Source organism: Cerasicoccus sp. TK19100 (assembly GCF_027257155.1).
Classification (GTDB): Bacteria; Verrucomicrobiota; Verrucomicrobiia; order Opitutales; family Cerasicoccaceae; genus Cerasicoccus; species Cerasicoccus fimbriatus.
The window spans coordinates 116451-142450 of sequence record NZ_JAPWDU010000009.1; the positions used below are offsets into that span (position 1 = coordinate 116451).

Here is a 26000-nt window from a genome sequence, read left to right on the forward strand (position 1 = left end):
TCCCTTTAATGGTGGATGTAGCTCAGTTGGTTAGAGCACCGGTTTGTGGTACCGGGGGTCGCGGGTTCAAGTCCCGTCTTCCACCCCATTTTTCTGGAGCCTACTCCGGGTATTGAGATTTACGGTATTTGGGACCGTCCGGAATCTTCTGGAATAGTAATTGCTGGTCGTTGCCGTGGACAAAGAATTTTTATCTTGGGCTGAATTTGGCGAGCTCGTTTCCAAGCTGACGGCTGCGGTAACTGAGCTGCATGAGCAGCGTCCGTTCGATCGAATTGTCGGAATCAGCCGTGGAGGGCTACCAATCGGCGTTAGCTTATCGCACCGACTTAATCTGCCGTTTACGCCGGTTGAGGTAAAAAGCTACAAGGCGGACAACAGCCAGGGGGACATTATCTTGGACACGCCCCAAGAAGTACTGTCGCGTTGTCGGGGGCATGTTTTGCTAGTGGATGATCTGGCCGACAGTGGCAAAACGACAGACTTTTTAATGAGTCACCTGCGCGAGTTGACGCAGCCGGAGATCACCATTGCGACGCTGTATTATAAAAGAACGTCGATCGTGAAGCCGCAATTTTACGTCGAAGAGACGGCGAAGTGGATTGTCTTTCCCTGGGAGGCGTAATCGCTTATTGTTGAAGTATGGAGCACTTTTTGGATCGATCGGTAGTGGTGAATCGGTGGAATCGCGATTATCCGCCGCGGTTAACGATTAAGCCCGGCGATACGATTGCTTTCGAAATGCGGGACTCCAGTGACGGGCAAGTGCAGCCTGATATGTCGGCGGAGGATTTTGAAAAGATCGACAAGATGCGAATTCATGCGCTGACGGGGCCGGTCTGCATCGAGGGGGCCGAACCCGGGGATCGGCTGGTTCTCGACATTTTGGAATACCAGCATGAGGGGTGGGGCTGGAGTGGCTTGGTCGACGGGCTCGGCTTACTGGCGGAAGATTTTTCCGGTCCGTTTTTGCAGACTTGGCGTTTCGAGAATGACGTGACGAAGTCGATGCCAGGTTTAACGATTCCGCTTCGTCCGTTTTGCGGGATCATCGGCGTTCAGCCAGCCGAAGTTGGTGAATTTCGGACGCGGCCACCAGGCGTGTTCGGGGGCAACCTCGATGTACGGCATTTGGTGGCGGGTAGTCGCTTGCATTTGCCGGTGCAAATTCCGGGCGCTGGCCTGTGCGCGGGTGACGCCCATGCAGCGCAGGGAGACGGCGAAGTTTGCCTGAACGGTATGGAGGCACCCATGACGGTGCGCATGAAAGTAAATTTGGTTAAAGACAGTCCGCTACCGGGGCCATACCTGGAGTGCCCGGGTGAGCTGGAGCCGCGGGAATTTGCTGAGCATGGATACCATGTTTTTATCGAGTCGGATGCAGACCCGCGTGAAGCCAGTAAGCGTGTGGTTCGCCGCGCGATTGATTACTTGGTCAAGCGGCTGGGGCTCTCACGGGAGCAGGCATACGTGACGTGCAGCGTCGTGATCCGCCTGAAGATCAGCCAGCTGGTCAACGCGCCGACGATGACGATCTCGGGCTATTTCCCGGAGGCGGTTTTTGATGAAAGATCGGAGGTGCTGCCGTGATTCGCATTGAGGAGAAAGATGCTTGGCTGTTGCTCGGTCATTGTGCGCACGCTAACTTGGCGGGTGAGTTTGCGCGGCATTGGAAGAACGATCTTTTTCTGCCACCAGAACCATTTGCGCATATTTTGGATGCCGTGGCGCGGCATGATGACAGCTGGGTGGCTGTCGACGCCATGCCCGTGCTGACGCCCGAGGGTAACCCTTCGGCATTTTCCAGTGAGCTGGTCGGGACGTATGATGCTTTCGAGGAGATCGACTTGGCTGATTATTTGCGGGTGCGCGGCGAGGCGACGGAAAAGGCGGCTGATCGCGATCCCTATGCGGCGATTTTGATCTCCATGCACACCGTAAATTTGCTGACGGAACAGGCGGACTTGAGCACCTTGACGCCGGAGGAGGCGGAAGTTCACGCAGCGTTTATTGAGGGGCAGCTTCAGCGGCAGCAGGCGTTGATTGACCAGTTGAGAAAAACCGATTTTCCACAAAGCGCACTGGAGGAGTCGTCGCTGCGTCGCGGCTTTGAGTTTCTGCAAGCGTGCGATAGCTTGTCGCTGCTGGTGGGCGTGGATTTCGCTGAAACGTCAACACTGCGGCATGCCCAGGCAACGCGAAACGGCGGTAAAGTCGTCATCGATTTTACCCCAATGGGGGATGGTGTGTTTGTGCTGGACCCATATCCATTCGATGAAGTTGGCCTTAGCTTTTTGATCCCGTATGTGCGCGTGCCCAAGGCGGCGACGTCTTGCTTGGCTGATTTTCAAGCGGCCTTTCTTAACGCGGAGAGCGTTAAGAAGAAGATAACCTTTATTGCTAAATCTCAATGAGTAGCCCGGAGAGTAGACTTGAGGCCTTAAATATTGTGCTACCAGCGCCGCCATCTCCCGGCGGAAATTACCTGCCGTATCGGCGCGAGGAACGCCTGGTATTTTTGGCGGGTGTTATTAGCGCATCGGCGACTGCGGGTGAGTATTTAGGGCAGGTAGGTAATGAGCTTTCGCTTGAGGATGGTTACGGCGCAGCGCGTCTTTGTGCGCTTAATGCGCTCGCGGTTATGCGGTCGATCACGGGCTCGCTCAACGATGTGGAGAAGCTGCTCTACGTGGGCGGATACGTGAATGCAATTCCTGCCTACGGCCAAAGCCCATCAGTCATCAACGGCGCATCGGATCTCTTTGTCGAAATTTTTGGCGACGATGGGAGGCATGCGAGGGCCGCAGTCGCGGTCGCTGGTTTGCCGAAAAATGCCGCCGTGGAAATTCAGGTAAATCTCAAACTTAAAGCTTAGAGCAAGGTCTGGATTTGCCGATGTAGCATATCGGCAACCGCGTTGTGCCATGCTTCGCCATCCTTCGCGCTCGCTTGAGTGGCATCGCCGAGAGTTCCAGAGGGCGTGAAGTCGGCGGTCTTCCAAGCGAAGGTTGCGGGTGCGTTCTCAGGGGCGATGAGTCCTGCGGGAAAACGTTCGTCGATCCAGTGGCAGTCTGCCTTTTTCCTATCAACAAGCTCTGGGTGAATGGCCAACATTAGCGAAGTTTCATACTGCCCCGCGTGAATACCGAAGCGCTCCTCGCGCTCGCTCAATTCTGTGGCCGGATGCGATGATAGAATACCGATCTCGACGGTTGTGGTTTGGGCAATCTCCAACGCGGTGGTACGCAATACGGGTGAGTTTCCACCGTGAGTGTTCAGGACGGCGATGCGGCGAAATCCCCACTGTTCCAATTGCTGAACTGTTCCGAGCATTTGGTCGCGCAGCGATTCGGCGGAGATACTGAGCGTGCCGGGGAAGCCGTCGTGCTCGTTGCTCTTACCGACTAAAATCGGTGGCGCGATCCAGACCGGATCGTTATTGTCTAGGCGCGTTAACACGCGCTTTAAAAATGCGTGACCGAGAAGTGAATCGACGCCAATCGGCAGGTGGGGACCATGCTGCTCGATGGCCCCCGTTGGCAAGAGCACCAGCGATTTCGGATCGCGCGCGGCATCCGCGATTTGCACCGGAGTCATGGACAGAAGCTGACGCTCAAGGCTCACGATTGTGCCTCCGGTGTATAGGGTGTGATGGGCGGAAAATTCAATGCTTCGCGGAGAATGTTTGCCAGCGATGGTTGGCTTGATTGCGCGTCGGGATCCAGGAATAGATTGAAGACCTGCATGTCGGTTTGGATGCGTAACTCGCGAGCGATGGTATCTAGCCAGTCTCCGAGTGCGGAGTTGCTGTGGACAAAGGCGATCTTCGCAACGTTTGAGCGATGGACTGATTGGGCGATTTCCATGATGGTCCGTGATGCATTGGGCAGTGAAGTTCCGAACGCTACGCCAGGCACGATGTTCGGAACATGCCGGAAAGCAGGCAGGATGCGAATGCCGCCCGCCGCCACATCGATTTCATGAAGCGCGTGGTTCAGTGATTGCCATAGGCTTTGCTCCGCAAAGTTTAATGGCTGGTCAGGCTTATTGGCGAGCAATGCGCAAACGGGCTGAATCGCCATCTTGGGAAGCTGTAACGAGTCCGCTTGAAACGCCGGCCATGGCAGCGTGTGCCAGGCTAAATGATCATTAATTGGTATCAGTTTCGTCATGCTTTCCGCTGGTGGATGGTGTGCCCGTTGCGCACGGTTTGCCGAATGTCAGCTGGTTGGCATCGGGTGACGATGGTTGCCGCGCAGTGGTGGGAGGTGCGTAGCGTCGGCGACGAAAAATCGAATTCAACAAACGAAGCGGGCAAGCCAACCGACAACTCGCCCGGCAGTTCGCTGCCCCATCGCGTGAGGGCTACATTGCTGGTCACCATTTTTAAAGTAACCGTTGGGTCGATCTGATTCTGATTGCCGAACTGCGAGCGTGCGAGTTTGTAGGTGAAGTCCAGCTCTGCCATCAGGTTGGCCCCATTGAGCATCGCGTTGTCTGTGCCCAACAGCAGTGGCACGCCAGCCTGAAGGAGCTTCGCCACCGGGGGCAACGGGAGCCCAAGTGTGGCGTTTGCGCGCGGGTTGATTGCCACAGGAATGTTAGCGCTTACGATACGTGCAATCTCTTCGTCATTGGCGACGGTTAGATGGACGATTAAATCGGGCTGAAGAATTTCGATCGCGCGTTGCAGGTCGCCGAGTTCGGTTCGCGCAAGGCTGGTGTCGCGATAGGATGCATCTTCCAGGCAATGAATGGTCTTGGCTTTGTTAGCCTCCGTGCAAATGGAGGCGATGGTTTGCCAAGCCGTATCGGTCTGGTCGTTCATCGTGCTTTCGGAGAAGCCATCGGACTCCTGCAAAATCTCATGCAGTTCCGCGATGAATGTATCGGGCAGTGGTTCCTGATTTTTCTCCAACTGCTCAGCGGAAAAAGGGACGCCGTCGAACTGGCTTAGGATTACCGAGTGCACACCGACTGCTTGCGCGGTTTCGCGCAATCGGCGGCAGCCCTCAAGGCCTTGCTCGCGAAAGTCGAAGTGGGCGATTGTTCCCGATGCAGCCATTGCTTGAAGATAGCCCTTCATCGCGTCCAGGTGTTCATTCCTTGGTACCGTAGCGAGTGATTGGTATTTGAATCCGTTAGGCCGGAAGAAAGCCTCGGCGAGGGTGAGGCGCGTTGCGGCATCCGCCAGAAAACAGTCGCCCACATGGGTATGGCCATTAACAAAGGCTGGTGCGATGACCGGGCGTTTGCCAATGGGCTGAGGTGCCTTGCCTCTGATGTCCATCCGCGTGATTCTACCGTCCTCATACTCGAATGAAGAGCACAGGAACGGCTCCAGTTCCGGGCCTGATAAAACCACGCAGTCATTGATTCGTCCGGAGCGTTCAGTCATCTTGAGTCGTCGTGGTGAGCAGTTGAAATAAAGACGGTAAAATTTGCCGCCAACGGCTAGTGGGCATTAAGCACTGAATGCCGATGGTTGTCGAGGCCGACGATGGCAGCGGAATGGTTAGCACGGGAAGTCCGGCGAGGCTGGCCGGCGCTGTTTGCCGGAGCAGTTCCTCGCGCTGGACCTCGGTCATCGTTTGTTTCGGCGTGGGAGATTCGGTAACTGGGAGTAGCGCAATATCGCAGTGTTGAAACATCTCCTCCAGGTCTTGACAGATCGATTGACGGACGGCGTGCGCTTCGGAAATCTCTTCGCTGGTCCATGCTTCAGCGCGGAGAATTCGGCGTAGCACCGCCGGGTCATATTGCTTGCGGTGGTTGCGTATCCACGGCCGGTGTAGTGCATAGGCTTCGATACTTTGCAATACAGAGAAAGCCTTGGATACTTGTGGCGCGAAGAGTTGATGACGCTCGTGCCGCGCATCGATGCAGCCGTTAAATTGATCGCCAATGCCTTTCAACGTAGTATCGCTCATTGGGCCAATGGCGATCACGCTCAGAGGCTTACTTTCGTTGCTCGGGACCAAGTCGAGTAATGCCAGTGATGCCTGGGCGAGGGTGCTCAGTTTCTTGGTCATCCATCCGACCGTGTCGAATGACGGGGCGAGTGTGATGCAGCCTTTGCGCGCCCATTCGTTGGGCGGTAAGCGTAGGCCATAGAGCCCGCAAAATGCTGATGGAACGCGAATCGATCCACCGGTATCCGTGCCAAATCCGATGTCCGCGAACCCTTTGGCAACGGCCCAAGCGCTGCCACTACTGGAGCCTCCTGAGACCAACTGCGAGTCGCCGGGATGCGGGCAATTTCCACAGTGAGGGTTGGCTCCATCCAGCCCGTAGGCGAACTCGTTCATCTGTGTTTTACCAAGTATTGCCAAGCCCTTTGCTTTGATCGTTTGCACGAGTGGGCCATCCGCATGTGGCCCGGGGCGTACGGTTTCCAGGAACACTGACGAGGCGTTCGTGGGGTATCCGGCCAAGTCGAAGTTGTCTTTGAGAACGCACGTTAGCCCGCTCAATGGCTTGTTGGCAATGGCTGCATGTTCGGCGGACTTAATTGCTTCGATGCGTGGCGTTATCGTTGCAAAAACCGCGCGCTTGGTTGCTGCATCGAGGCTATCGACTTGGCGGTAAAAAGTCTGAATGGAATCGTGGTTGCGAGCGTGGGTAGTCGACTGGCTGCTGGCGGCCATTGCGCCCTTACCGTGGTGCTCGCGATCAACGCTCACTCGGTGGCATCCTTTAGGGTGAATGGTTGGTTGAGCGCATAGCCTTCGCCATCCAGCCCCTTGCCCGGCCAGTCGATAAGGTTTGCGCCAGAGCGCCGTGCGGCTTCGGCGACGATCTGGTTTAGCACGCTCTCGTAGTAGAAGATTGCGAATGGCTCGGGTAGTGGCGACGTGATCACGTGTGCCGTATTGATTCGGTTGAACAGGTCAGACGTGTCGTTAACGAGTGCTTGCTCAGCCGCTTCGGCGCTGGTGAATAGCCAACGGTGGGCCGGTGTTACGATTTCGGCTTGAAAAGGACCGTGTGAATAATCGAACAGATCACGCACGCGCGGCGCGGGCCGAAAGATGGTTTCGAGCACTTTGGCGCTCAAATTTTGCGCGTAAAGCTGAGTCGGATTGGCGAAATAAAAATCTACGCCGGCCAAGAGCTCATCCGCCAAAGTGTGGATCGATTGTTGAGCTCGGAAGTCCGCTTGGATCGCCGTAAGAATCTCGGGCTTCGGTAGCTTTTTATTACCAATGTTGGCGGCGATTATCAATGCCGTTGCCATTGCGCAGACCGGGCCGATGACGCGCGGCAAAATTTCAAATTCGTTTTCCAGCGGGTGTCGAACGATTGTCGCGCCTTGCTTGGCCAAGGTTTGCAGTAGCTCGGCTCGGTCACCTTTGCCGGCTTGGGATTGGCCTTGCTCTGTTGATGATGTCACCAGTGTAAGGCCTGAAAACTGCCTGCGCTGGGCAAGCGCAATCTGAGCGTTTGGGGCCAGCCCTTGTGTAAACACAACCAAGTGGCGAGCATCACGACGCTGCGCTGGCATGCTGTAAAACTGATTCAGCGGGAGGAATTCGGCGCGAACGGGTGTCCACAGATTGAGCAAGCGCACGAGGTAGCGGGCCGCAGCTTCAGAGCTTCCCATGCCGGTTGCCACGACGCCTCTGGATGCGGCAAGAGGTTCGAGCGATGGCAATTCCAGCCCGAGCGTTTGATCCAAATACTCCGGAATCTGTGCAAGCCTTTGGCTTAGCGTTTCGTGACCCAAAGTGTCCGCCATATGCTAAACCTCGGACTCCAGGAAGATCCAGTTGACGACGTTTAGCCCGCTGCGGTGAAGAGCCTGCGCGTATTCGTTTTTCTGGACCAAGCTGTTGGGGGAGTTCATCACCATCTGAATATTCAGACTCGGTAGGTGGCTCTTCAACACTTGAAACACGACTTCGTAATCGCGTTGGTCGAAGGGGATGCCGAGCTTACGGTAAGAGTCGCGTGTGCCGCGACTGAGGTTCTGCTCCATCAGCATGCGGTCGATGGCAAACGCGCCAAAGCCGGCCCCGCGACCATCCTGATAAACGAGGACCACTGCGCCGCTTCCGTAGCGGACGATGTGTTGGATCGCACGGTTGTACTTTTCTTTGTTGTCGTCCACCTTGACGGGGAAGCGGTTCAGGATCGACTCACTTTGAATGCGGACAATCGGGCTCTCGTAGGTCTTGGGATTGCCGTGGGTGAGCACGACCAAGTCATCACCCGTGACGACATCATAATAGACATGGACGCGAAACCAGTAGGGCTCAATCAGCAGGCCGCGAAGGGGATTACCGCCCTCGGTTTGGTCCAGTGCCTTCATCGACTTGGGATCGATTTTGAGCATAATGCGATTGCCGCGCAGAGACTCAAATTTCTTCACCAACGGATGGATGCCCTGGGTGTATTCGTCGATCTCGTGGTTGCCTAAAATGCCGCGCAATGTCTCGTAGCTAACGACGATCTCGTCGTCGATCGGGCGCACTGGCAGCAAATAGCTGGCCATGTAAATGAAGCGCTCGGCCTGCTTGAGGCGACTGGGCTTGAAGGGGACGACTGGTTCCGGCAGCTTGATGTCGGCCAGGGGAATTTCGTTGGGTCGGGAAAGGGTGTGGCCGGATTCTTTCTTGGACTTCAGGTAGAATAAATTGAATGGACCCGGCTCAAACTCGATGGTTTCGGCGCGCGCTACCTTTAGGCCATTGCGCTCCATGGCGGCCACTTTATCCGGGTTGTTCGTCAGGATGACCCACTCGGCCTCAATGCCAAGAATATGCACGATGTCGGCAATGTTCTGATACTGGCGGTAGTCTTTCTTTAAACCGAGCAGGCGGTAGGCGTCGAAGGTGGACAGTGTGTCGCCACTGGCTTGAACGAGCATGCGGTCGCGCGCCTTGGCCGAATAGCCCACGCCGCGGCCTTCTTGCAAAAGGTAAAACAAGACGCCTTGGCCACTCTTGGCGATTTTTTCCATCGCGCCTTCGAGCTGTTGCACGCAGTCGCAGTCACAGCCACCAAGTGTCTCACTGGTCACGCAGCTGGAGTGCAGGCGCGTGTAGAGGAGGTCGGCTTTCTCAACATCACCAAAGGTTAGCGCGATGATATAGCCCTTGTGAATGATGTCTTGAAAAATGCACGCCCGGAAGTCGCCAAATCGCGTGGGCACAGCGGTGTGACCAATGAAAACCGTGGCCCCGTGGACCGGGTGATCATAGTAATTCCCGGCTTCCAACTTGGAGGCTTGCTCGGCGTAGCGCTTGAGTGATTCCGCCAAGTTACTTGGATCTATTGGTTGCGGGTCGCCGGATTCAGGTTCGGTGGTGGTAGCATTGGTGGAGCGACACATGCGCAGAACCTAGCAACGATTATGCCACAAGTCAATCTGCCCGCGCACGTGTTACGAAGCGACCGGGCCAGCGCTTTCGCCGGTAAAGAGCTTGGCGGGGACGACGATGTCTTGAAAATAGGATTCTTCGGTGTCGCGGTAGATGAGCTCACCCGCTAAGCGGCCGATTTCTTCCGGGAGCGAACCAGCCGAGGCCAGCGTGGGCCACTCGGAGTCACGCACGCGGGTGACATCGAGCGCGGCGACGCTGATTTCCTTGCCTATGGTGATGCCGTTCTTGTTCAAGCAGCTGATCGCTCCGCGGGCGGAAAGGCCATTGAAGCTGATCCATGCCGTGGCACCCTCGACGCCAATTTTCTTTAAGATCGCCTCTGCGCAATCAAAGCCCTCGCGCCGGTCATTGCCGCCGCTCATGTCGAACTCAGTATGCTGTAGCTTGAGGTTGCGACGCTGGAGTGCGGCGACGATGGATTGGTGGCGTATCTCGCCGCGCATGGTATTCACCGTGCCGCCAAACCACGCAAACTTTTCGTGACCAAGATCGGTCAGGTGCTGGACCATCTTTTCTGCGGCGTCCTCCTCATTGGCGACGACGGAGTGGCACACGCCGGGCAGGCGGGCCGCGGCGTAGATGACACGGGGGAACATCTCTGATAGCCGGCGCACTACGGATCGTTCCACTTCGCCCATGATCACCAGCCCGCGCATTTGCATGCGGGTTTTGCTGAATTGCTCGAAGTCTTTATCGTTCAGTAAATCTTCGGAACCCAGAAAGACCGTTTTGGCACCATGCTCGGTCAGGCAGTCGTGGAGCCCCTGATGGACGTGGCTGAAAAAGTTACTCTTGTTGGCAAGCCGAAGCGGAGCGCGCAAAATGTAGCCCACGGTCGACATGCCGACCTGGTGGGCATTGCTCAAGGCGGCATCCATCTTCATGCCGCGCGGTGAGTATCCGTTGACCAGGGCGTAGTTCCAAATGCGCTCAAAGGAGGTCTTGGCGATGCCTTCGGCGCGGCCATTGAGGACCATTGACACCAGTGTTTGCGAGACGCCCAGGTCTTTTGCGATCTGCTTTTGAGAGAGGCGTTTTGCTTTTTGACTAGTGGTTGGTTTCATAGCTTTGAATAATTATTAAAGCTATGTCGGATAGGTTTGGCAAGTCGCGAGGTTTTTACTTTGAGGTAAATTTTGGCTCATCATCGGAATAGGTGACCGTCAATGTCGCACCGTTGCTCAGACGGACCAGCGCCTCGTCGTCTGTGGCGGAGATTAGCTGGCTCGTGGCGTTGTCTTTACTTGGCTGTAACAAGGAATAGATGATGGTCCGGGTACTTGGCTTTTCGGTAGCGGCGGTAATGTGAAACTGCGGATCATAGCCCTTGTCCAAGTATTTCGGATCGACTGGTGTGGCAAATTCATCATTGGCCGTGATGTCCAGTTGGTTGTCCACTGCCAGTAGCTGGACCTCCAGGTGGGCTTGGCCCGAATTAATACTTATTTTGCCATCGTCAAGCTGGGGCGGATTCACACTATGCAGCAGCCATTGAATGCTTTCCGGGCGCTCCAGGCGGACCTCATCGCGGATAATAATTAGCCCGGTGCGGAGCATCAGCACGTCGCGTTGAACTAGCTCGATATCGCTTAGCTTCGGGTTGGCGCGGTAGGCCTGAGTGGCATCGCCGCGAAACCACACGTAGTCGTCACGACTCTGGTATTGGGTGACGGTGCCCGTGGCGTTGGCATCCTGTGCGGGCTGGCCTTCGCCGCCAATGAGCAGCGCATTCTTGGACAAGGTTTGCCGGGTGTGGCCGTTATGATGCGGGCTGCGATGATATTCACGGTAGCCGGAATTGATTGCCAACTCTTCGCCATAGGCATTGAGGATGAATGCATTCTGGTCGGCATGGCTGTGCGAATAAGAGCCGTAGGGGCTGCTCTTAAACTGTAGGAAAATATCCTCTGACGGGTTGCCCAGGTCGGTGTGGACCGCGACCCAGCCAATGCTTTCCAAGTACTTGCCAGGGGGCAATTCGCTGAGGTTTTTAGGGGCGGGTAAAGGGCGGTCGGAGACAAGGAAGTCGCGCAGAAGATACTCAATCGGCGTTGGGTATTTGCGCCACAGCTTGAACTCCATCTCTTCCTCGGGGAGCGCGCGTGGGTCTTCGTAAAAGTCCGTGTAAGCACGCAGGTAACCATCTTGGTAAATCTTAGCGCCGTGGATTACGAAGTCACGAATACCGGGCTCCATGCCGATGCGCCCAGCTACGGGTGTGTCACCGAAGGCAGTCGATTTCCACGGGGTTAGAAAGTAAACAGGGAAGTAAAATGTGTTGCGCCAAAAGGGTTGCTGGTAGGCTTCGGGTGCTTCGATCAGCAGCAACGCATCTTGAAAAGAGGCATGCTCGATCACGCCGCGCCAGTAGGCCATGCCCTCGGCCCAGCCGCCGTCGTCACCGCCCCAGGGGGAGAACTGATCTTCGTAAAAACGATAGGCGAAGGCAAACCAGTCGCGTGCTTCGGGCAGGTCGTCATAGAGCGCGAGGCCCATCATGCCGAGCATCGGGACGAAGCGGACGGGGTGGCTCGAGGGCTCGACTTCGAGTGAGTTGCGTTTCAGTTGGCCCGTGCGTTTGCGGAGCATGTGGTCGAACGTCGTGTTGCCGCGACGCTGAAACATGGCAAGCACTTGGGCTTTTTCATCATCGCTTAGGTGCGCGCGAATTTGGTCGTAAACTTCGGGCATCAGCCGGAGTAGACGGAAGTTAGTCTCGTCGTTGTATTCGATACCGGTGGTCCCCTCGGGGTCCCATTCGCTTAGCTTGACGAGGAATTCCTTGGCCTTGTCCAAGTAAGCTTGCTCGCCGGTCACGCGCCAAATGATTGTTGCCGTCGAGGCGATGCCCGCGACTTCGTTGCTGGTATCCTGCGCGTCGCGCCAGGCGTCGATCTTGGCAGAGGTGCGTGCCTGCGGGTTACTGTCTCCGAAGGATTCCGGCTCGGCGGGGAAGGGCGCTTTCAGGTATTTCTCATCGAAGCCCTGCTTGATGCGCGCAAAGAATGCCTCGCCTTCGCCTGTGGTGCAATACTCGCGAAACGCCGATTGCTGGCTGGGGAGTATCCAAGTGCGCGGAGCTTGCTTGGGGATGTCGGGCAGCTGATCGGGTCGCGTCCAGCTGTCTTGCGCGAAGGATTGAGCGCTCACGCCAAGGCAAAGCGCGAGCAGGGATGTGAGCCAATTGAGTTTATACATTGCGGGGTGACCAATCGTCATAGAAGGGGTGAGCGAGGCAAAGTTCGTGGCGGTTGCTATCAATGATCCAGGGCAATGATGGCTCGCCAGTTGGGCCAAAATAGATGAGGCAGGATAACTGAATTTTGCCAGTGCTGGCAAGGGTACTTAAGACTGGCACTGCATGGTGGCGCTGCAGTGTATGACGGCGTGGATCCTCCGCAGCGCTCGCGCTGACCATGGACTGCTCGTAACCGCAAATGCTCTGAATGAGCGATACGCGACCGTTGGCGGATAGTCCGATGCAGCCGGATAGGGGCTCGTCTTTTTGCACCTCGTTGGCTTTGTAGAGCCCGAGCGAAAAGCCGCCTTGATGCAGCTTACAAGGGGCGGTCGCGGTGACGGTATGTTCGACAAAAAGCCAGCGGTCTTTCCAGGCGATAAAGGTCTCAACGGCGGCCATGTTGTCATGCGTTTTCTCGCCGAGCGTGTAGGTGCAGCGAACGTAATTTTCGCCAAATTCAGTGGGATACGTGATGTGTCGTCCAAAGCGTTTTCCGTCGAATTCGGCGACGAGCGACATGTCTGCCGGAAAGGGGTTTTCGGCGTCGGGCAGGATGGTCCCCGCTGAGGCACGGTAGGCAAGCTTGGACCATTTTGACGCGAAGTAGCGGAGGTTCATCAGGGAGACGGCGGAACCGGTATTGATGATTTCCGTGTCACCACTGAAGCGCCGAATCGTAAGCCCAACGCTGGTGGCGTGGCTGTGCTCATCGGCGTAGGTCACTTCCGCGGACGCAGGTTCGGCGGCCCAGAATGCGTGCTCGGGCGGAAGCAGCAGGAGCGAGAAGCCTTTGGCTGCCCAGTAAGAGCTGGAGACGCAGGAGTAGCTCTCCGCGATGGCGGGGTTTTCATCGGTCCACCCGATGTTCAACCAGCCTTCGGGGGTAAAGATTTCCTTTTCGAGGAAGAAACTTAAATGATCGCTGGCCAGTCGACGCACGGTTGCTGCGGGTATTGGACAACGCTCGAGCGCGAGGGCAGGGCCGAACGGTGCCAGCAGGGCGAAGCGGTATGTTTGCGAGCGACCGAAGTTGGGCGCGCCGCCGTCGCTGGCAAAGACATGATGGAAGCCCTGGAGAAATTGCTCAGCGCGGCTGGTCCAGAATTCGGCGCGCGTGCTCTGCGGATCATTGCAGAAGAAGCGCACCCAATTCAGGCCATAGTAGTGGAAGGCGTAGGCATTGTAGTAGTCGGCGGAATCGTTGAGGCCATCGCGGAACCAACCCTCATCGCGGGACATGGTTTCTAGCTCGCGCAGCCAGCCGTCGATTAGCGCACGGTCGCATGCGGTGCCCCGTCCTTCGCGGATGAGAAACTCCAGCGTAAACACGCCGAAGAACAGGTGGTTATTCCAGTGCATGGCGACGCTGCGCGCGGTTTCCAACCAGTCGAGTGCGCGTTGCTGGACGGCGGAGGGCAGCTGTTCCCAGAAGTGCTCACGGCAGATTTCGAGGCTGAGCACGAGCAGGCCCATCTCGACCACATGTTGGTGGAAATTGGTGGACGGCCCCCAGTAGGCCGGGTGCTGTGGGTTGGTCCCGTTGTCGAGGCATTGCGCGAGATCGCGGTGCCAGCTGGCGGCCTCCTCGGGCATGTCATTGCCCAGGTGCCCAAGCAGCAGCGCATACAAATGAAAAGGCCGGGCAAAGCTCTCCAGCCGGTCGGCGCGAGCATCGTGGTCGGAAGCTCTGCCATGCAAAGCTAGCTTGGCTTCGGTGGGCTCGATTACGCCCATGAGTGGACGCAGCAGCTTGAGTGCGGCGTCGGTCAACCATTGTGAGCGGGTGGTGGTCTCAGGTTGCGCGATCATAGATATCGAGGGTAACGACTGACTCTAAATTCTCGCCGTGAAGGAAGCGCTCAATGTTCGCCAAGCCATAGGCACCGGCAGTTTGACGTTGATCTACGGTGGGGCCGCCCAAATGCGGGAGCAGGAGCACATTGTCGAGGCGTCGCAAAGGCGAATCGGCGGGCAGCGGCTCAACGGTGTAGACATCGAGCGCGGCATGCAACCGGCCTTCTTGGCAAACGCGGGCCAGTGCATCCTCATCGACCACGGCACCACGACCGATGTTTACAAACAGGCCGCCATCGGGGATCAGGCGCAGCAGTCGCTCATCGATCACGCCTTCGTTTTCGGGGGTTAGCGCGGCGAGCTCGACGACGACATGATTTTCCGCAAAGAGCTCATCCAAGCTGTTGCTGCGCTTTACGCCGAACTCTTCCAGACCTTCGTCGGGAACGTTGGGCGAGTAGGTGGAGATTTCCACGCCAAACGGCTCCAGTAGTTTCACCAGGCAGCGGCTGATCGCTCCAAAGCCGTGGATGCCCACCTTGCGGTCAAAGAGTGACTGCGTGTCGAGGCTGTCGTCTTTCCAGCTGTCACCGTGGTGCATGGTGTTGTTCCAATAGCCCGCGCGACGCAATCCGGAGATGATCAGCATGAGCCCGCACTCAGCAACCACGTGGCTGATCGAGCGGCCCCAATTGCTAACGATCAGCCCTTCTTCGATCCACGCGCGAGGCACGAGTTTGCGCACGGAGCCGGGCAGGTGGCACAAATATTTTAGACCGGATTCACGCGCCAAGCCCACTTCATCGGGAAGGGGTGGAGTGCGCCAACCGGTGATGAGTATGTTGGGTTTATGAGTGCTGAAGACCGTGGCCCAACCGACAGCGTTCACCTCATCAGGTGTCATGTGGATGAGGTTGGGAGCTAACTGCAACAAACGGTTCCAGTGTGGGGTCGGGAGGAAATCTGCCTTCTCCCAGTCGTTTAAAATCACAAGCACATTTTCCATTGACATGCCCTATTTAATTTTTATTAATCGCTGCAATGTCAACGAAAAACCTCATCTCAACCCTTACCCTTTCCGCTTTGACTGCCCTGCCGATCCTGACCGCAAATGCGGAGGAAATTGTCTATGAGGCGGCCTTCGATACCATGGAACCGGGCACTGCCGTGGGCGAGCCCTACAAGACGCGCGCTCGTGGTGAAAATACCGCAATCCTTGCAATGGCACCCAAAGGCGAGGCATCGAAGAATTGGATTTTCGTGAAAGACGTCGACGTGAATGAAAAAGTTTACCTCGTTTCCGACATTTCGCCGACCGAGAGCGGCACGCTTTCTTTCCGCTTGTTTTATCCATCAGCCAGTGCCACGGTCGGCATTTATCTGCGTAACAGCGAGTTGCCCAAAAGCGATAATAACGTGGTAGAATTTAAGTCATTGGAGACGTCAGGTAATATTTATGTAGGCGTCAATGGCGTGCGCCAAAAGCTACCTGTGTCCGTCGGCGGTGCTGAGTTCCTGAGTTTCGATATCGAGTTTAGCGCGACAGATGCCGGTGAGAAAGTGGACGTCTTTATTAAGGACACGTCCGGCCGCCACCTGATTCACAGCGCGACTTCCGAGCAAGGCAACTTTGTCGACACCCTGATGATCACCACGGACACGAACACCGAGAGCTCGGAGTTCTACGTCGGCGATATCGTGATCAAGAAAAGCTAGTTTCAACCCATCAATCTCATCTAACCCATACTAACCCTCATATACCCATGAATAAGTCAATTATTGCCGCTTTTATAACTGGATCCGCACTTGCTGGAACTGCTTCTGGTCAGATTCTTTTTTTTGAAGACTTTGAGAGCCAGGCTGCTGGAAGTGTGCCAACTGGTAGCACGGTAAATCCCACTTCAATTGAATCAGACTACTATGCTGAAGTCGTTCAAGGCGCTGAGAACGGAGCCGGTGGCGGGATTGGCCATGGTGTGAAACTATTCGATAATAATAGTGGATCTGCCTTCCAGTTTGAAAACAACTTCGTTTCTGGATCGGCTAATCAAGTATCTGCGATTAAGTTTTCCTTTGACCTGGCATGGGAGCAAGATCTTGGTTCATCGAATTATGCTCGTGGTGGAGTTACCAGCTTTGACACAACGCTGAGTCAGGGGTCCAATCTGTTTTTAGAGATCCGCTTGTATGGCGATGGAGAATTAAACATCCGTGGTGCAAGTAATGAGAGTACGAATCTAGTCCTCGGGCAAGGCTATGGCTTGGAAATTTTTATCAACGACTTTGACTCTCAGAGTATTAGCTATGATATGCCTGGGGGTGGAACGGGAATCCTTGCTGCAAACTCATTTGCAGCATATCTAGACGGGACGATTTTTCACGAGGACAGCCTGAAAAATGGTGCCTTGACCGGTGAAGATAACCTCGGTCGCATGGGCATCGATTCCTTTAGTAGCGCTGTTGGTATCGACTACACATTCGATAACTTCGAAGTCGTGAATATCGTACCCGAACCCAGCACTTACGCCATCATCGCGGGTGCTGCGGTGCTCGGCTTGGTGATGATTCGCCGCCGCCGTAAGTAAACTTTCTATTGGGGGATAGAAAAACAGCATTGCTGCCCGGTCGACTGTGAGGGGTTACTCATAGGCCGGGCGGCATTGCCGTATCTGGGTATCGCCTTTTTGCTATGAAAAAAATCTTTGCCGTTCTTGTTTTTGGTGCTGCGTTCAGTGGCTTGACTGCCGCGCAGCATCGCGTGACTTCAGCCAGTGAGGTTACCGCGCTGATTCAGTCGGGCGTCGTCGTCGCGGGTGATGAGCTCATTTGGGCAAATGGAGAATATGCGGACGTCGCGATTCGGTTGACCGGTGTCGACGGCGAACCGGGTGCCCCGATTACGCTGCGAGCGGAAACGGCAGGCCAAGTCGTTTTTACCGGCTCGTCTCATCTTCAGGTTGGCTCGGATTACGCGGTGGTGTCGGGCTTCCGATTTTTGGCTGAGTGTGATGAAGGTGCGGCGAAGCATGTGATTGAGTTTCGTAGTGGCAGTGACGACGCGCACCACAGCCGACTCACAAATGTGGTGATTGAGGAGCGCGAAGCGGGGCCACCCGTGTTGAAGAAGTCCAAGTGGGTGGTGCTCTTTGGGCAGTTTAACCGCGTGGATCATTGTCATTTTTCGGGCAAGCGAACCCACGATAATCTGATGACGGTTTACCTCGATGAGACCGATGCCAAGCGGCCGGCTTACCACCAGATTGACCACAATTATTTTGGCGACCGCGCGGACGGCGAGCTGGCGGGCGGCACGAATAACGGGTGGGAAATTATCCGCATCGGCGATAGCCGCACCTCGCAGCAGTTGGCGCTCTGTCGTGTGGAGCACAATTATTTTGAGCGCTGTGACGGCGAGATCGAAATCATTTCCAACAAGTCCGGGGGCAACATTTATCAGGGCAATGGCTTCGTCGAATGTGCGGGGCAGTTGACCCTGCGCCACGGCTTTGGCTGCCTGGTAGTAGATAATCTTTTTGTCGGTTCCCCTTCGGGCAATTCGTTGCAGAGCGGGGTGCGCATCATCGGGCCGGATCACCAAGTCGTCGGTAATACATTTTGGCGTTTAGGGGGCGAGGGTGCTCGCGGTGCCATCGTGCTGACCGAGGGTGTGGCGGACGGGCAGCTTAACGAATATCTTCCGGTGACGAATGCACTCGTCCGCGGCAACGTGATCATCGACTGCCACTCACCGTTTGTCATTGGCGCGATGTATGGGCGCAAAGCTAAAGGCGGTAAGGTGAATGATGTGCCGCCGCGCGATGTCGTGATCGAGCACAATAGTGTGATCGGCAACGCGCCGGTTTTCGAGTTTCTGAGCGGTGGGAAGCCACTCATTTTTCTGAGCAACAACCTCGCTTTCACGGATCATCCAGTCGCTGTGCCTTGGGCGGCTTCGGCGGATGCGTTTACCGTGCAACTGCTCGATGCGGCGATGGTCGATAAAAACGCGATTCAGAATCGTGTCGAATTTATCCGGCAGAATTCTGGTCCGCAGTGGCGGAAGTAGCGGCTGGTGCTGAGGCTCGGACCTCGCGATTAAGTTTCTTCGCGCCACGCTTGAGGAGCTGAGAAATCGCAATGAGCGAGCCGCCGCAGAATACAAAGGCCAAGCGGCCGGAGATCGGATTCGGGATCAGGGTCATTACCAGCATGAAGACGCCGTAGGCTAGGGCAATGCGGCTGATCAAGCGCACTTGGAACGCGGGGTCGTCCTGCCCGGCATCGCGGTCGCCTTCGGTTACCGGGGTCTCGACATCGCTAAAGAACGCCTCAATTTCCTGTTCGCGCTTGGCGGGCAAGCGGCGGTCCAACGCCGATGCGATGAAGAACCAGCCAACGCCGATGATCAAGTTACTGATAACGCCGACGATCAAGACGGTGTCGCTGAACTCGCGCGCACTGAGCTCCAGGCCAATCCACGATTGCAGGTTGTCCGACGTCATGAATAGCTTCAGCGCGAGCGAATTGGCCATGCCCAGAACGATGGCTGACCAAGCGGCCCAGTCCGGCGAGCGTTTTACGAAGACTGCCAGCATCGCCGGAATAATCAGCGGCATCGCCACCAGCGTGCCGAACTGCAGCATGATGTCGAATAGTGACATGTTCTTGAGCTGATTCAGGCCGAGTGCGATGAGGATGATCAGCGAGCCAAGGGTAATGGTCGTCATTTTGCCGGCCAGCATGAGTTCCTTTTCGTCGGCCTTGGGGCGACAGACGGAATAATAAAAATTACGAACGAAGATGCCCGCATTGCGATTCAGGCCGCTGTCCATGGATGACATTGTCGCGGCAAACATCCCTGAGGCGAGCATGCCCATCATGCCGAGTGGCAGCACTTCCAGGCAGATCGCGACGTAGGCGACTTCGTCGGGCTTATCCAAATTGGGGAAGACTGCCGACATGTCCGGAATGATGGACGAGGCGGCCATTGGCGGGATAAACCAGATGACTGGCCCGATGAAGAACAGCACGGTGGCGAGCAGCGCAGCCTTGCGTGCCTCACCTGTGTTGCGCGCTGAAAGGTAGCGCGAGGAGTCGAGCAGGTTGTTGATGTTGACCACCTGCTTGATCACGATCGCAAAGATCCACACGTAGATAATGGTGGAGTTGATTTCGAGTGCGTGGTTCTTGCCCGAGAGTGGGACGGTCGAGAAAAATTCGCCCACGCCACCAATGCGACCGAAAGTGAAAAACGCCGCAACAATCGTGATGAGCATCAGCACGACGACTTGGATAAAGTCACTCGCGGAGACCGCCCAGGCACCGCCAAGCAGGCTGACTAGAAGCACTGCGACACCGGTGGCGATGATCGTGGTATTCACATCGAAGTTGAACACCGCCGCAAAAAACAAGCCCAGTGCGTTCAGCCAAATGCCGGCGTAAATCGTGCCCAGCGGAATTTGCAGCCAGGTAAATACCTGCTCGTTTACCTTGCCGAAACGACGGCGAATCGCCTCCACGGCGGTGATGACGCGCGTCTGCCGAAACTTGGCGGCGGTGATCAGGTAGTTGCCCAGAAAGCCGAGGCCGTTGGCAAAGTAGAGCGCGAGGATGATGGCACCGTCCTGGTAGGCTTTGGCCGCGGCACCGGTAAAGGTCCACGCACTAAACTGCGTCATAAAGGCGGAGCTCCCAGCCATCCACCAGAGCATGCTGCCGCCGCCGCGGAAGTAATCGCTGGTGTTGGAGACGGCGCGGCGAAAGACCCAGCCGATGATGAGCATGAAGGCGAAATAAGCGCCGAGGACGATGAGATCGTATGTAGAAAATGTAGAATTCACGGGGTTTTTATCGCTTGACAGAGGGATTTAATAAATATTAAAAACGAGGGAGCAAGACAAATATTACCCATGTCCACCCCTTCGATGATTGTCCCTGCAAGGCCCCTTGAATTGCGCCCAAACCGCGTATGGCGTTCGTACCGTGGTGGTCGTTTGTTGAGTAAGTTGGAAGGTCGCGCGGATGCCGTGGACGACCATTTTCCCGAAGACTGGATTGGCTCGGCGGTGCGGGCGATTAACCCCGCCGAGGTGTCGCGTCCGGGCGAGGGGTTGGCGAGCGTAGCCCTGGGTGAGGAGCTGGTCGGACTGGATGAGCTCTTTGCCGAGCAGGCGGAATTTTTCTTTGGCGCGGAGCATAGCAAGTGCTACGGCGCGCAGCCGGAGTTTCTGGTCAAGTTCATCGATTCGGCCGAGCGTTTGCATTTTCAATGTCATCCCACGAAGGCGTTTTCCCGGGAAAACCTAGACTCTCGCTACGGTAAGTTCGAGGCTTATTACGTGCTCGATGTGCGCCCCGAGGTAGGAGAGGGGAAAGTCTATGTTGGCTTTCAGCGCCCTCCCGCGCGCGATCAGTTAAAGGAGATTATTAAGCGGCAGGATATCCCGGCGCTGCTCGATTGTTTTGACCCGATTACCGTGAAGCGTGGCGATGTGGTCATCGTGCCCGGTGGCGTGCCGCATGCGCTCGGTGCGGGCGTGCTGCTGGTGGAGATCCTGGAGCCTTCGGATTGGGTGGCACGCTTTGAATACCAGCGTGGTGATTACGTGCTGCCCGAGAAAGATCGCTTCATGGGCCGCGGTGTCGACTTCGCGTTGGACATGATGGATCTGCAGGCCAAGAGCGTGGAGTTTGTGCGCGAGCATTATTTCTGCCCGGCCACGGTGGTTCACCAAGCGGGTAATGCCCGGCGCGAACAGCTGATCGGCCCGGCACACACGGACTGCTTCCAGGTGTGGAAAACCAGTTGGCGCGGGCAGGCGCAGCGCACGGTTAATTCTTATTGTATTGCAATCGTCACGCAGGGTAGCTGCCGCTTGGCGGGGCCCGACGGTTTTACGCGCGAGCTCGGTTTATTTGACCGCGTGATCATCCCGCTCGGCATGGAGTCCCTGCGGCTCGATGCGCCTGAGGGTTGTGAACTGCTGGAGTGCTACCCGCCCAGTGCAAACCCGAGCGCAGAAATTTTAACGGCATGAAATCCCATTACCTCATTCCCATCGCAGCCTGCCTGTTGGCGGGTGTCGCCCACGCTAAACTCGTCCTCAATCCGCTGATTGGGGACAACGCCGTGCTGCAACGCAACGCGCCTATTCCTGTGTGGGGAGAGGCCGACCCGAAGGCCGAGGTGAGCGCGGAAATGGCGGGCAAAACCCTGACCGCCAAGGCCGACGCCGACGGCGATTGGCTGATCGAATTTCCCGCCATGCCCGCTGGCGGACCCTATGAGCTGACTGTGCGTAGCGGCGACGATACGCTGATCGCTTCGCGCTTGCTGGTGGGCGATGTGTGGGTGTGCACCGGCCAGTCGAACATGTATTGGCCGGTCAATCGCACGACGGGCCACGAGCAGGCGGTTAAGTCGGCCAATAACGATCAACTGCGTCTCTTCACCGTTCAGCGCACGGCGGCGGACGAGCCTGTCGAGAGCGTGCAGGGCGCGTGGCTACCGGCCAATCCCTATACCGTGGGCGGCTTCTCGGCGGTCGGTTATTATTTTGGCTCGTCGCTGCAGCCGGAGGCCGGTGTGCCGGTTGGGCTGATCATGTCCACCGTTGGCGGTACGCTGGCGAGTAATTGGACGTCCCGCGAAGTGCTGGAAGCCAACCCGGCGTCGGTGCCACAGTTTGAGCGCTACGAGCGCGAGCTGGCGCAATACCCCGCCGACCTCGCGGCCTACGAGAAGGCCGTGAAGAAAAACCCCAAGGCACAAAAGCCACGCGAGCCGGCCAAGCGTCAACCGAGCGGTTACTACAATGGCATGATTGCGCCGCTATTCCAGTATCCGGTGGCGGGCATTATCTGGTATCAGGGCGAATCCGATTCGTGGAATTTCGAAAACTACGACCGCTTCCTGCACGACATGATTGACAACTGGCGCCGCGGCTGGGAGCAGCCAGAGTTGCCGTTTCTCATCGTTCAACTCGCCGGCTTCGAGGGCAAGAAAGGCGTCGATGAAAACTATCCGGAGATTCGCGAAGTGCAGCGCCGCACGGGTATGGAGCCGAACAACGGCTTGGCGCTGGCGATCGACGTTGGCGAGGCGGACGACATTCACCCCGCCAATAAAAAACCCGTTGGCGAGCGCTTGGCCAAGGTCGCGCTGGCCCAAGTTTACGGGCAGGACGTCGCCTATGCCGGGCCCACACCGCAGCGCGTTTATAAGCAGGGCGCGGATGTCGTCGTGGAGTTCGACTCCGGCGCGGGCAAGGTGATTGACCGCGATGGCGGCGACTTGCCGGGCTTCGAGCTGGCCGGTGCCGATCAGCAATTTTATCCGGCCACGGCCCGGCTCGATGGCAATACCGTCATCTTGAGCAGCGCCAAAGTTTCCCAACCGGTGACGGTGCGCTACGCCTGGACTGGCTTTCCCAAGGTCGACCTCTATAATGAAGCCGACTTGCCCGCGACCCCATTTAAAGAATCCATCACGACCCGAAATCATGAAACAATGTAAGAAAAACTACCCCGGATTTACCCTGATTGAGCTGCTGACTGTGGTGGCCATTATCGGGATCCTCGCGGCCATGCTGATCCCGGCCATCGGTCACGTCCGCGCCAAAGCGCGGGCGGCGCAAGGCGTATCGAACCTGCGCTCGATGGGCGGCTCGTTCATGGCTTTCGCTAATGACCACAAAGGCTTCTTGCCCCAGCCGACGATTAAAAAGGACGACTGGAACGAGCTGTATCCCGACAACCCTGTCGGCGGCGACCAGATGTGGACCAAGCAGTTGCGTGACTACTTGCCGCAGCAGAGCAGATCGCTGACCGGACGCGAGCACGAGATCTTCGTGTGCCCGAATGCGGAGTTTGCCAATGCCGACGGCCAAGTCTATGATCAGGATGATCTTTCCCGCACTTACACCGCGACGGAAACACTCTATGGTTTGAACGCCTCGGGCACGCCGCAGGCGGACACCGCCCGTGCGCTGGCCACGATCGAGAATCACTCCAGTGCGATGTTGGTGATCGACGCCAAGTCTTACAATGGGGCTTCGGGCAGCCTGTCATCCACACTTTGGAAGTATGCGAGCCGCGATCAAGGCAAGTCGGCCAAAAACACCACCTACATCGATTTCCGCCAACCCGGCGACAACGCCAACGTGCTCTTTGTCGATGGCCACGTGGAGCAAATCAGCGTGGATGAGTTTGCCGATCTCAAAGAGCGAACCTGGACCGGACGTATAAATTAAAATGAGCGCCACACCCAACCTTTCGCAATTGAGTAACCTGAGCTGGTGCTTCTCCAGCATGGGGTGCCAGGAGTTGTCACTGGATCAGATTGCGCGGCTGGCCGCCAAGCATGGCCTTAGCCAAGTGGAGCTGCGGGCCGTCAGCGAGCAGATTAATTTACCCGCCGTCGCGCGCGAAGAGCAGTGGCTCAGCCGCTCGACGAAGGAGCTGCTTGGCAATGCGGATGTGGCCATCGCTGGTTTTAATTCCTCCGCCAAGCTGGCCCAGCCATTTGAGGAGGCGCAGGTGGAGATCGAAGCGTTTGCCCCGCTCATGGCTCACTTCGGTGCAACGAGTTTGCGCGTCTTCGACGGCGCGATGGACCTCTCTGAATCCTGGGATCACATCTGGCGTTGGCTGGATCGCTGGGAGCGCCTGCGCGAAGAGCGCGACTGGTGCTTTAGCCTCGCGTTCGAAACGCACGACTGCCTGCTCCAGGGGGAGGACATCGCCAAACTGTTTAGCCAGGGCCACCAACACATCGGTTTGCTCTGGGACTCGCACCACACGTGGAAAAAGGCAGGCATCGACCCGCTGAAGTCCTGGCGCGAAGTGGCCCCCTTTACGACCCACATTCACGTGAAAGACAGCATCTCCAAGCCGAGCGCGCGCCACCCGTTTAGCTACGTGCTGCCGGGGCAGGGCGAGTTCCCGCTCGGACCGTTACTGGAGCAGTTGGCGGACGACGGCTTTGGCGGCCCGGTCAGCCTGGAGTGGGAGCGCTTGTGGCACCCCTACATGCCCAGCCTGGATGAGGCCCTCTTCGTGCTGCGCGAATACGTCGCCCAGCTCCGCGCAGCGGCGTAGGCGCGGTAGCGCAGTCGTTTTCCTGCGTAGCAAACGACCGGCTATGGTCATGTTTGCGCAAAGATAAAACCCGATAGGCTTGCGTGTGGTGCAGGCCTGATTCATCGATGGGGGATGTCGTTGAAAAGCCCTCTCGAAGTCTCCCAGCACCTCAATCTTCCGCAGCCCTACGAAGCCGTTGCCGGGCAATGGACGCCCGAGCGCGCCAAGGCCTGGTATGATCGGTTGCCCTGGCTCGCGGGGACGAATTACTACCCCGCCACCGCGATCAACCAACTCGAGATGTGGCAACGTGATATGTGGGACCCCGCGCGCATCAAGCTGGAGATGCAGTGGTCGCAGGAGCTGGGCTTCAACACGCACCGCGTCTATCTGCATGACCTGGTTTGGGAAGCGGACGCCGATGGGCTCTACGCGCGCATGGACGAATTTCTCGACATCTGCGCGGCGCATGGCGTGCGGCCGTTCTTCGTGTTCTTCGACGACTGCCACTCGCCGTTTCCCAAGCTCGGTGAGCAGCCCTTGCCCGTGCCGGCTTATCACAACTCCGGCTGGGTGACGTCGCCCGCGCGCGCGGACGCCTTAGCCTTCGCTGCGGGGCAGGCGAGCGAGGCCGTCGTTAACCGCTTGAAAGGCTACGTCCAACAAACCTTGCAGCGCTTCGCCCACGATGACCGCGTCCTGATGTGGGAGCTCTATAATGAGCCTGGCCGCGGCGCGGGCACGGTGGAAGACGCCAATGCCGGCAACCTCGAAGCGCACGACTTTGCCGACGCCTCCGCGCCGCTCGTGCACGAGTCCTGGGTATGGGCTCGTGAGGTCAACCCGAGCCAGCCGATCTGCTCGAATTCCGAGGGCTGCGTGGGCGACATCAATTGGTCCATTAGCGTCATCAACTCCGACGTGCACTCGATCCACCACTACGGCAACCGCGACAAAGTCAGCGAGCTGCTGGATCAGTTCGAGCAGTTTGATCGCCCGCTGTTCATGACGGAATACCTCGCGCGCAAAACCAACTCCACCTTCGAAGAGGTGATGCCCTTGCTCAAAGAGCGCCGCGTCGCCGCGATCAACTGGGGCTTCGTTGCGGGCAAGAGTGGCACCATCTGGCCGTGGAACAGCCGCGAACGCGACGGCGCCTACCGCACCGCGACCTCCCTCCGCGCCAAGGGCGATGTTGTCGAAAAAGTGGAAGACCTCCCCGAGCCCGACCTGTGGTTTCACGACATCCTCCGCTACGACGGCACCCCTTACCGCGAAGAAGAAACCGCCTGCATCCGCTCGCTGACCAAAGGGTAGAGCACCTAAGTCGCTTGTCACTTGCGGCATGGTCGGCTGGAGGGCGGTGCTTCGTCACCGCCGTTCCGCCGAAATGGTGCGCTGCCTCATTGGAGGGCGGTGCGTCGTCATCGCCGTTCCGCTGCAAAGGTGCGCTGCCTCTTCACCTCCGTTCATCCTAATACTGCGTTGCCAAACCTCCC

General features: G+C 57.1%; 23 protein-coding genes and 1 tRNA gene. 13 read left to right on the forward strand and 11 right to left on the reverse strand.

The window, feature by feature from the left end:
- Positions 1–11: 11 nt before the first annotated feature.
- From O3S85_RS19820 to O3S85_RS19840, 5 genes are all read left to right on the forward strand, one after another.
- A tRNA-His gene (locus O3S85_RS19820) sits at positions 12–88 on the forward strand.
- Positions 89–175: 87 nt separating this feature from the next.
- The gene (locus O3S85_RS19825) at positions 176–625 is read left to right on the forward strand and encodes a phosphoribosyltransferase (protein ID WP_269542883.1); all 450 of its coding nucleotides are present in this window, start codon (positions 176–178) and stop codon (positions 623–625) included.
- Between the two features lie 29 nt (positions 626–654).
- Positions 655–1590 carry an acetamidase/formamidase family protein gene (locus O3S85_RS19830; RefSeq protein ID WP_269542885.1) on the forward strand — a complete coding sequence of 312 codons (936 nt, stop codon included), beginning with the start codon at positions 655–657 and terminating at the stop codon, positions 1588–1590.
- A complete protein-coding gene (locus tag O3S85_RS19835; protein WP_269542887.1) occupies positions 1587–2414 on the forward strand; it encodes a DUF3891 family protein in 828 nt (275 codons plus the stop codon). Before O3S85_RS19830 ends, O3S85_RS19835 begins: the two co-directional genes overlap by 4 nt.
- The gene (locus tag O3S85_RS19840) at positions 2411–2875 is read left to right on the forward strand and encodes a RidA family protein (protein ID WP_269542888.1); all 465 of its coding nucleotides are present in this window, start codon (positions 2411–2413) and stop codon (positions 2873–2875) included. Before O3S85_RS19835 ends, O3S85_RS19840 begins: the two co-directional genes overlap by 4 nt.
- On the opposite strand, the gene O3S85_RS19845 is transcribed toward O3S85_RS19840, so the two are convergent.
- Genes O3S85_RS19845 through O3S85_RS19890 form a run of 10 tightly spaced genes read right to left on the reverse strand, consistent with a single transcriptional unit; the run spans position 2872 to position 15433 of the window.
- Positions 2872–3624 (reverse strand): creatininase family protein, encoded by a 753-nt coding sequence (locus O3S85_RS19845; protein ID WP_269542889.1) that lies wholly within the window; start codon positions 3622–3624, stop codon positions 2872–2874. The two genes, O3S85_RS19840 and O3S85_RS19845, sit on opposite strands and share 4 nt — an antisense overlap.
- Positions 3621–4172: a hypothetical protein gene (locus O3S85_RS19850; protein ID WP_269542891.1), complete on the reverse strand. Its 552-nt coding sequence runs from the start codon at positions 4170–4172 to the stop codon at positions 3621–3623. Before O3S85_RS19850 ends, O3S85_RS19845 begins: the two co-directional genes overlap by 4 nt.
- On the reverse strand, positions 4169–5398 hold the full coding sequence (locus tag O3S85_RS19855) for an amidohydrolase family protein (protein WP_269542893.1): 1230 nt from the start codon (positions 5396–5398) through the stop codon (positions 4169–4171). Before O3S85_RS19855 ends, O3S85_RS19850 begins: the two co-directional genes overlap by 4 nt.
- Positions 5391–6683 carry an amidase family protein gene (locus O3S85_RS19860; RefSeq protein ID WP_269542894.1) on the reverse strand — a complete coding sequence of 431 codons (1293 nt, stop codon included), beginning with the start codon at positions 6681–6683 and terminating at the stop codon, positions 5391–5393. The genes O3S85_RS19855 and O3S85_RS19860 overlap by 8 nt, the downstream gene beginning before the upstream one ends.
- Positions 6680–7738, reverse strand: a complete 1059-nt coding sequence (locus O3S85_RS19865) for a hypothetical protein (RefSeq protein WP_269542895.1) — start codon at positions 7736–7738, stop codon at positions 6680–6682. The genes O3S85_RS19860 and O3S85_RS19865 overlap by 4 nt, the downstream gene beginning before the upstream one ends.
- Before the next feature lie 3 nt (positions 7739–7741).
- The gene (locus tag O3S85_RS19870) at positions 7742–9334 is read right to left on the reverse strand and encodes a GTP cyclohydrolase II (RefSeq protein WP_269542896.1); all 1593 of its coding nucleotides are present in this window, start codon (positions 9332–9334) and stop codon (positions 7742–7744) included.
- 51 nt (positions 9335–9385) lie between these two features.
- Entirely contained in the window at positions 9386–10450 is a 1065-nt protein-coding gene (locus tag O3S85_RS19875; RefSeq protein WP_269542898.1) for a LacI family DNA-binding transcriptional regulator, read from the reverse strand.
- A gap of 55 nt (positions 10451–10505) precedes the next feature.
- Positions 10506–12584: a heparinase II/III domain-containing protein gene (locus O3S85_RS19880; RefSeq protein ID WP_269542899.1), complete on the reverse strand. Its 2079-nt coding sequence runs from the start codon at positions 12582–12584 to the stop codon at positions 10506–10508.
- Entirely contained in the window at positions 12577–14436 is a 1860-nt protein-coding gene (locus O3S85_RS19885; protein ID WP_269542900.1) for a DUF2264 domain-containing protein, read from the reverse strand. The genes O3S85_RS19880 and O3S85_RS19885 overlap by 8 nt, the downstream gene beginning before the upstream one ends.
- Positions 14420–15433, reverse strand: coding sequence for a hydroxyacid dehydrogenase (locus O3S85_RS19890; protein ID WP_269542901.1), 1014 nt, complete (start codon positions 15431–15433; stop codon positions 14420–14422). The genes O3S85_RS19885 and O3S85_RS19890 overlap by 17 nt, the downstream gene beginning before the upstream one ends.
- A 29-nt stretch (positions 15434–15462) precedes the next feature.
- On the opposite strand from O3S85_RS19890, the gene O3S85_RS19895 reads away from it, so the two are divergent.
- The 3 genes from O3S85_RS19895 (at position 15463) to O3S85_RS19905 (ending at position 18487) form a co-directional block, all read left to right on the forward strand.
- A complete protein-coding gene (locus O3S85_RS19895; protein ID WP_269542903.1) occupies positions 15463–16137 on the forward strand; it encodes a hypothetical protein in 675 nt (224 codons plus the stop codon).
- A 47-nt stretch (positions 16138–16184) separates the two neighbouring features.
- Entirely contained in the window at positions 16185–17006 is an 822-nt protein-coding gene (locus tag O3S85_RS19900; RefSeq protein WP_269542904.1) for a PEP-CTERM sorting domain-containing protein, read from the forward strand.
- A gap of 104 nt (positions 17007–17110) precedes the next feature.
- Complete coding sequence (locus O3S85_RS19905) at positions 17111–18487, forward strand: polysaccharide lyase 6 family protein (RefSeq protein ID WP_269542905.1); 1377 nt, start codon at positions 17111–17113, stop codon at positions 18485–18487.
- Here the strand turns inward: O3S85_RS19905 and O3S85_RS19910 are convergent.
- Entirely contained in the window at positions 18450–20261 is a 1812-nt protein-coding gene (locus O3S85_RS19910) for a sodium:solute symporter family protein (protein ID WP_269542906.1), read from the reverse strand. The genes O3S85_RS19905 and O3S85_RS19910 overlap by 38 nt on opposite strands.
- Before the next feature lie 69 nt (positions 20262–20330).
- Here O3S85_RS19910 and O3S85_RS19915 point away from each other — a divergent pair, with 69 nt between their 5' ends.
- The 5 genes from O3S85_RS19915 (at position 20331) to O3S85_RS19935 (ending at position 25818) form a co-directional block, all read left to right on the forward strand.
- Entirely contained in the window at positions 20331–21458 is a 1128-nt protein-coding gene (locus tag O3S85_RS19915; RefSeq protein WP_269542907.1) for a class I mannose-6-phosphate isomerase, read from the forward strand.
- Positions 21455–22936: a sialate O-acetylesterase gene (locus O3S85_RS19920; RefSeq protein WP_269542908.1), complete on the forward strand. Its 1482-nt coding sequence runs from the start codon at positions 21455–21457 to the stop codon at positions 22934–22936. Before O3S85_RS19915 ends, O3S85_RS19920 begins: the two co-directional genes overlap by 4 nt.
- Positions 22923–23672 carry a prepilin-type N-terminal cleavage/methylation domain-containing protein gene (locus O3S85_RS19925; protein ID WP_269542909.1) on the forward strand — a complete coding sequence of 250 codons (750 nt, stop codon included), beginning with the start codon at positions 22923–22925 and terminating at the stop codon, positions 23670–23672. The genes O3S85_RS19920 and O3S85_RS19925 overlap by 14 nt, the downstream gene beginning before the upstream one ends.
- 1 nt (position 23673) lies before the next feature.
- Entirely contained in the window at positions 23674–24519 is an 846-nt protein-coding gene (locus O3S85_RS19930) for a sugar phosphate isomerase/epimerase family protein (RefSeq protein WP_269542910.1), read from the forward strand.
- A 114-nt stretch (positions 24520–24633) separates the two neighbouring features.
- Positions 24634–25818 (forward strand): glycoside hydrolase 5 family protein, encoded by a 1185-nt coding sequence (locus O3S85_RS19935; protein WP_269542911.1) that lies wholly within the window; start codon positions 24634–24636, stop codon positions 25816–25818.
- The last annotated feature ends 182 nt before the right edge of the window (positions 25819–26000 follow it).

Coding starts and splice junctions, on each gene's coding strand:
- O3S85_RS19855 (WP_269542893.1), bottom strand. CDS start 5,398: ATGACTGAACGCTCCGGACGAATCAATGACTGCGTGGTTTTATCAGGC.
- O3S85_RS19915 (WP_269542907.1), top strand. CDS start 20,331: ATGTCCACCCCTTCGATGATTGTCCCTGCAAGGCCCCTTGAATTGCGC.
- O3S85_RS19880 (WP_269542899.1), bottom strand. CDS start 12,584: ATGTATAAACTCAATTGGCTCACATCCCTGCTCGCGCTTTGCCTTGGC.
- O3S85_RS19840 (WP_269542888.1), top strand. CDS start 2,411: ATGAGTAGCCCGGAGAGTAGACTTGAGGCCTTAAATATTGTGCTACCA.
- O3S85_RS19870 (WP_269542896.1), bottom strand. CDS start 9,334: ATGTGTCGCTCCACCAATGCTACCACCACCGAACCTGAATCCGGCGAC.
- O3S85_RS19920 (WP_269542908.1), top strand. CDS start 21,455: ATGAAATCCCATTACCTCATTCCCATCGCAGCCTGCCTGTTGGCGGGT.
- O3S85_RS19865 (WP_269542895.1), bottom strand. CDS start 7,738: ATGGCGGACACTTTGGGTCACGAAACGCTAAGCCAAAGGCTTGCACAG.
- O3S85_RS19935 (WP_269542911.1), top strand. CDS start 24,634: ATGTCGTTGAAAAGCCCTCTCGAAGTCTCCCAGCACCTCAATCTTCCG.
- O3S85_RS19850 (WP_269542891.1), bottom strand. CDS start 4,172: ATGACGAAACTGATACCAATTAATGATCATTTAGCCTGGCACACGCTG.
- O3S85_RS19895 (WP_269542903.1), top strand. CDS start 15,463: ATGTCAACGAAAAACCTCATCTCAACCCTTACCCTTTCCGCTTTGACT.
- O3S85_RS19905 (WP_269542905.1), top strand. CDS start 17,111: ATGAAAAAAATCTTTGCCGTTCTTGTTTTTGGTGCTGCGTTCAGTGGC.
- O3S85_RS19930 (WP_269542910.1), top strand. CDS start 23,674: ATGAGCGCCACACCCAACCTTTCGCAATTGAGTAACCTGAGCTGGTGC.
- O3S85_RS19925 (WP_269542909.1), top strand. CDS start 22,923: ATGAAACAATGTAAGAAAAACTACCCCGGATTTACCCTGATTGAGCTG.
- O3S85_RS19885 (WP_269542900.1), bottom strand. CDS start 14,436: ATGATCGCGCAACCTGAGACCACCACCCGCTCACAATGGTTGACCGAC.
- O3S85_RS19890 (WP_269542901.1), bottom strand. CDS start 15,433: ATGTCAATGGAAAATGTGCTTGTGATTTTAAACGACTGGGAGAAGGCA.
- O3S85_RS19900 (WP_269542904.1), top strand. CDS start 16,185: ATGAATAAGTCAATTATTGCCGCTTTTATAACTGGATCCGCACTTGCT.
- O3S85_RS19875 (WP_269542898.1), bottom strand. CDS start 10,450: ATGAAACCAACCACTAGTCAAAAAGCAAAACGCCTCTCTCAAAAGCAG.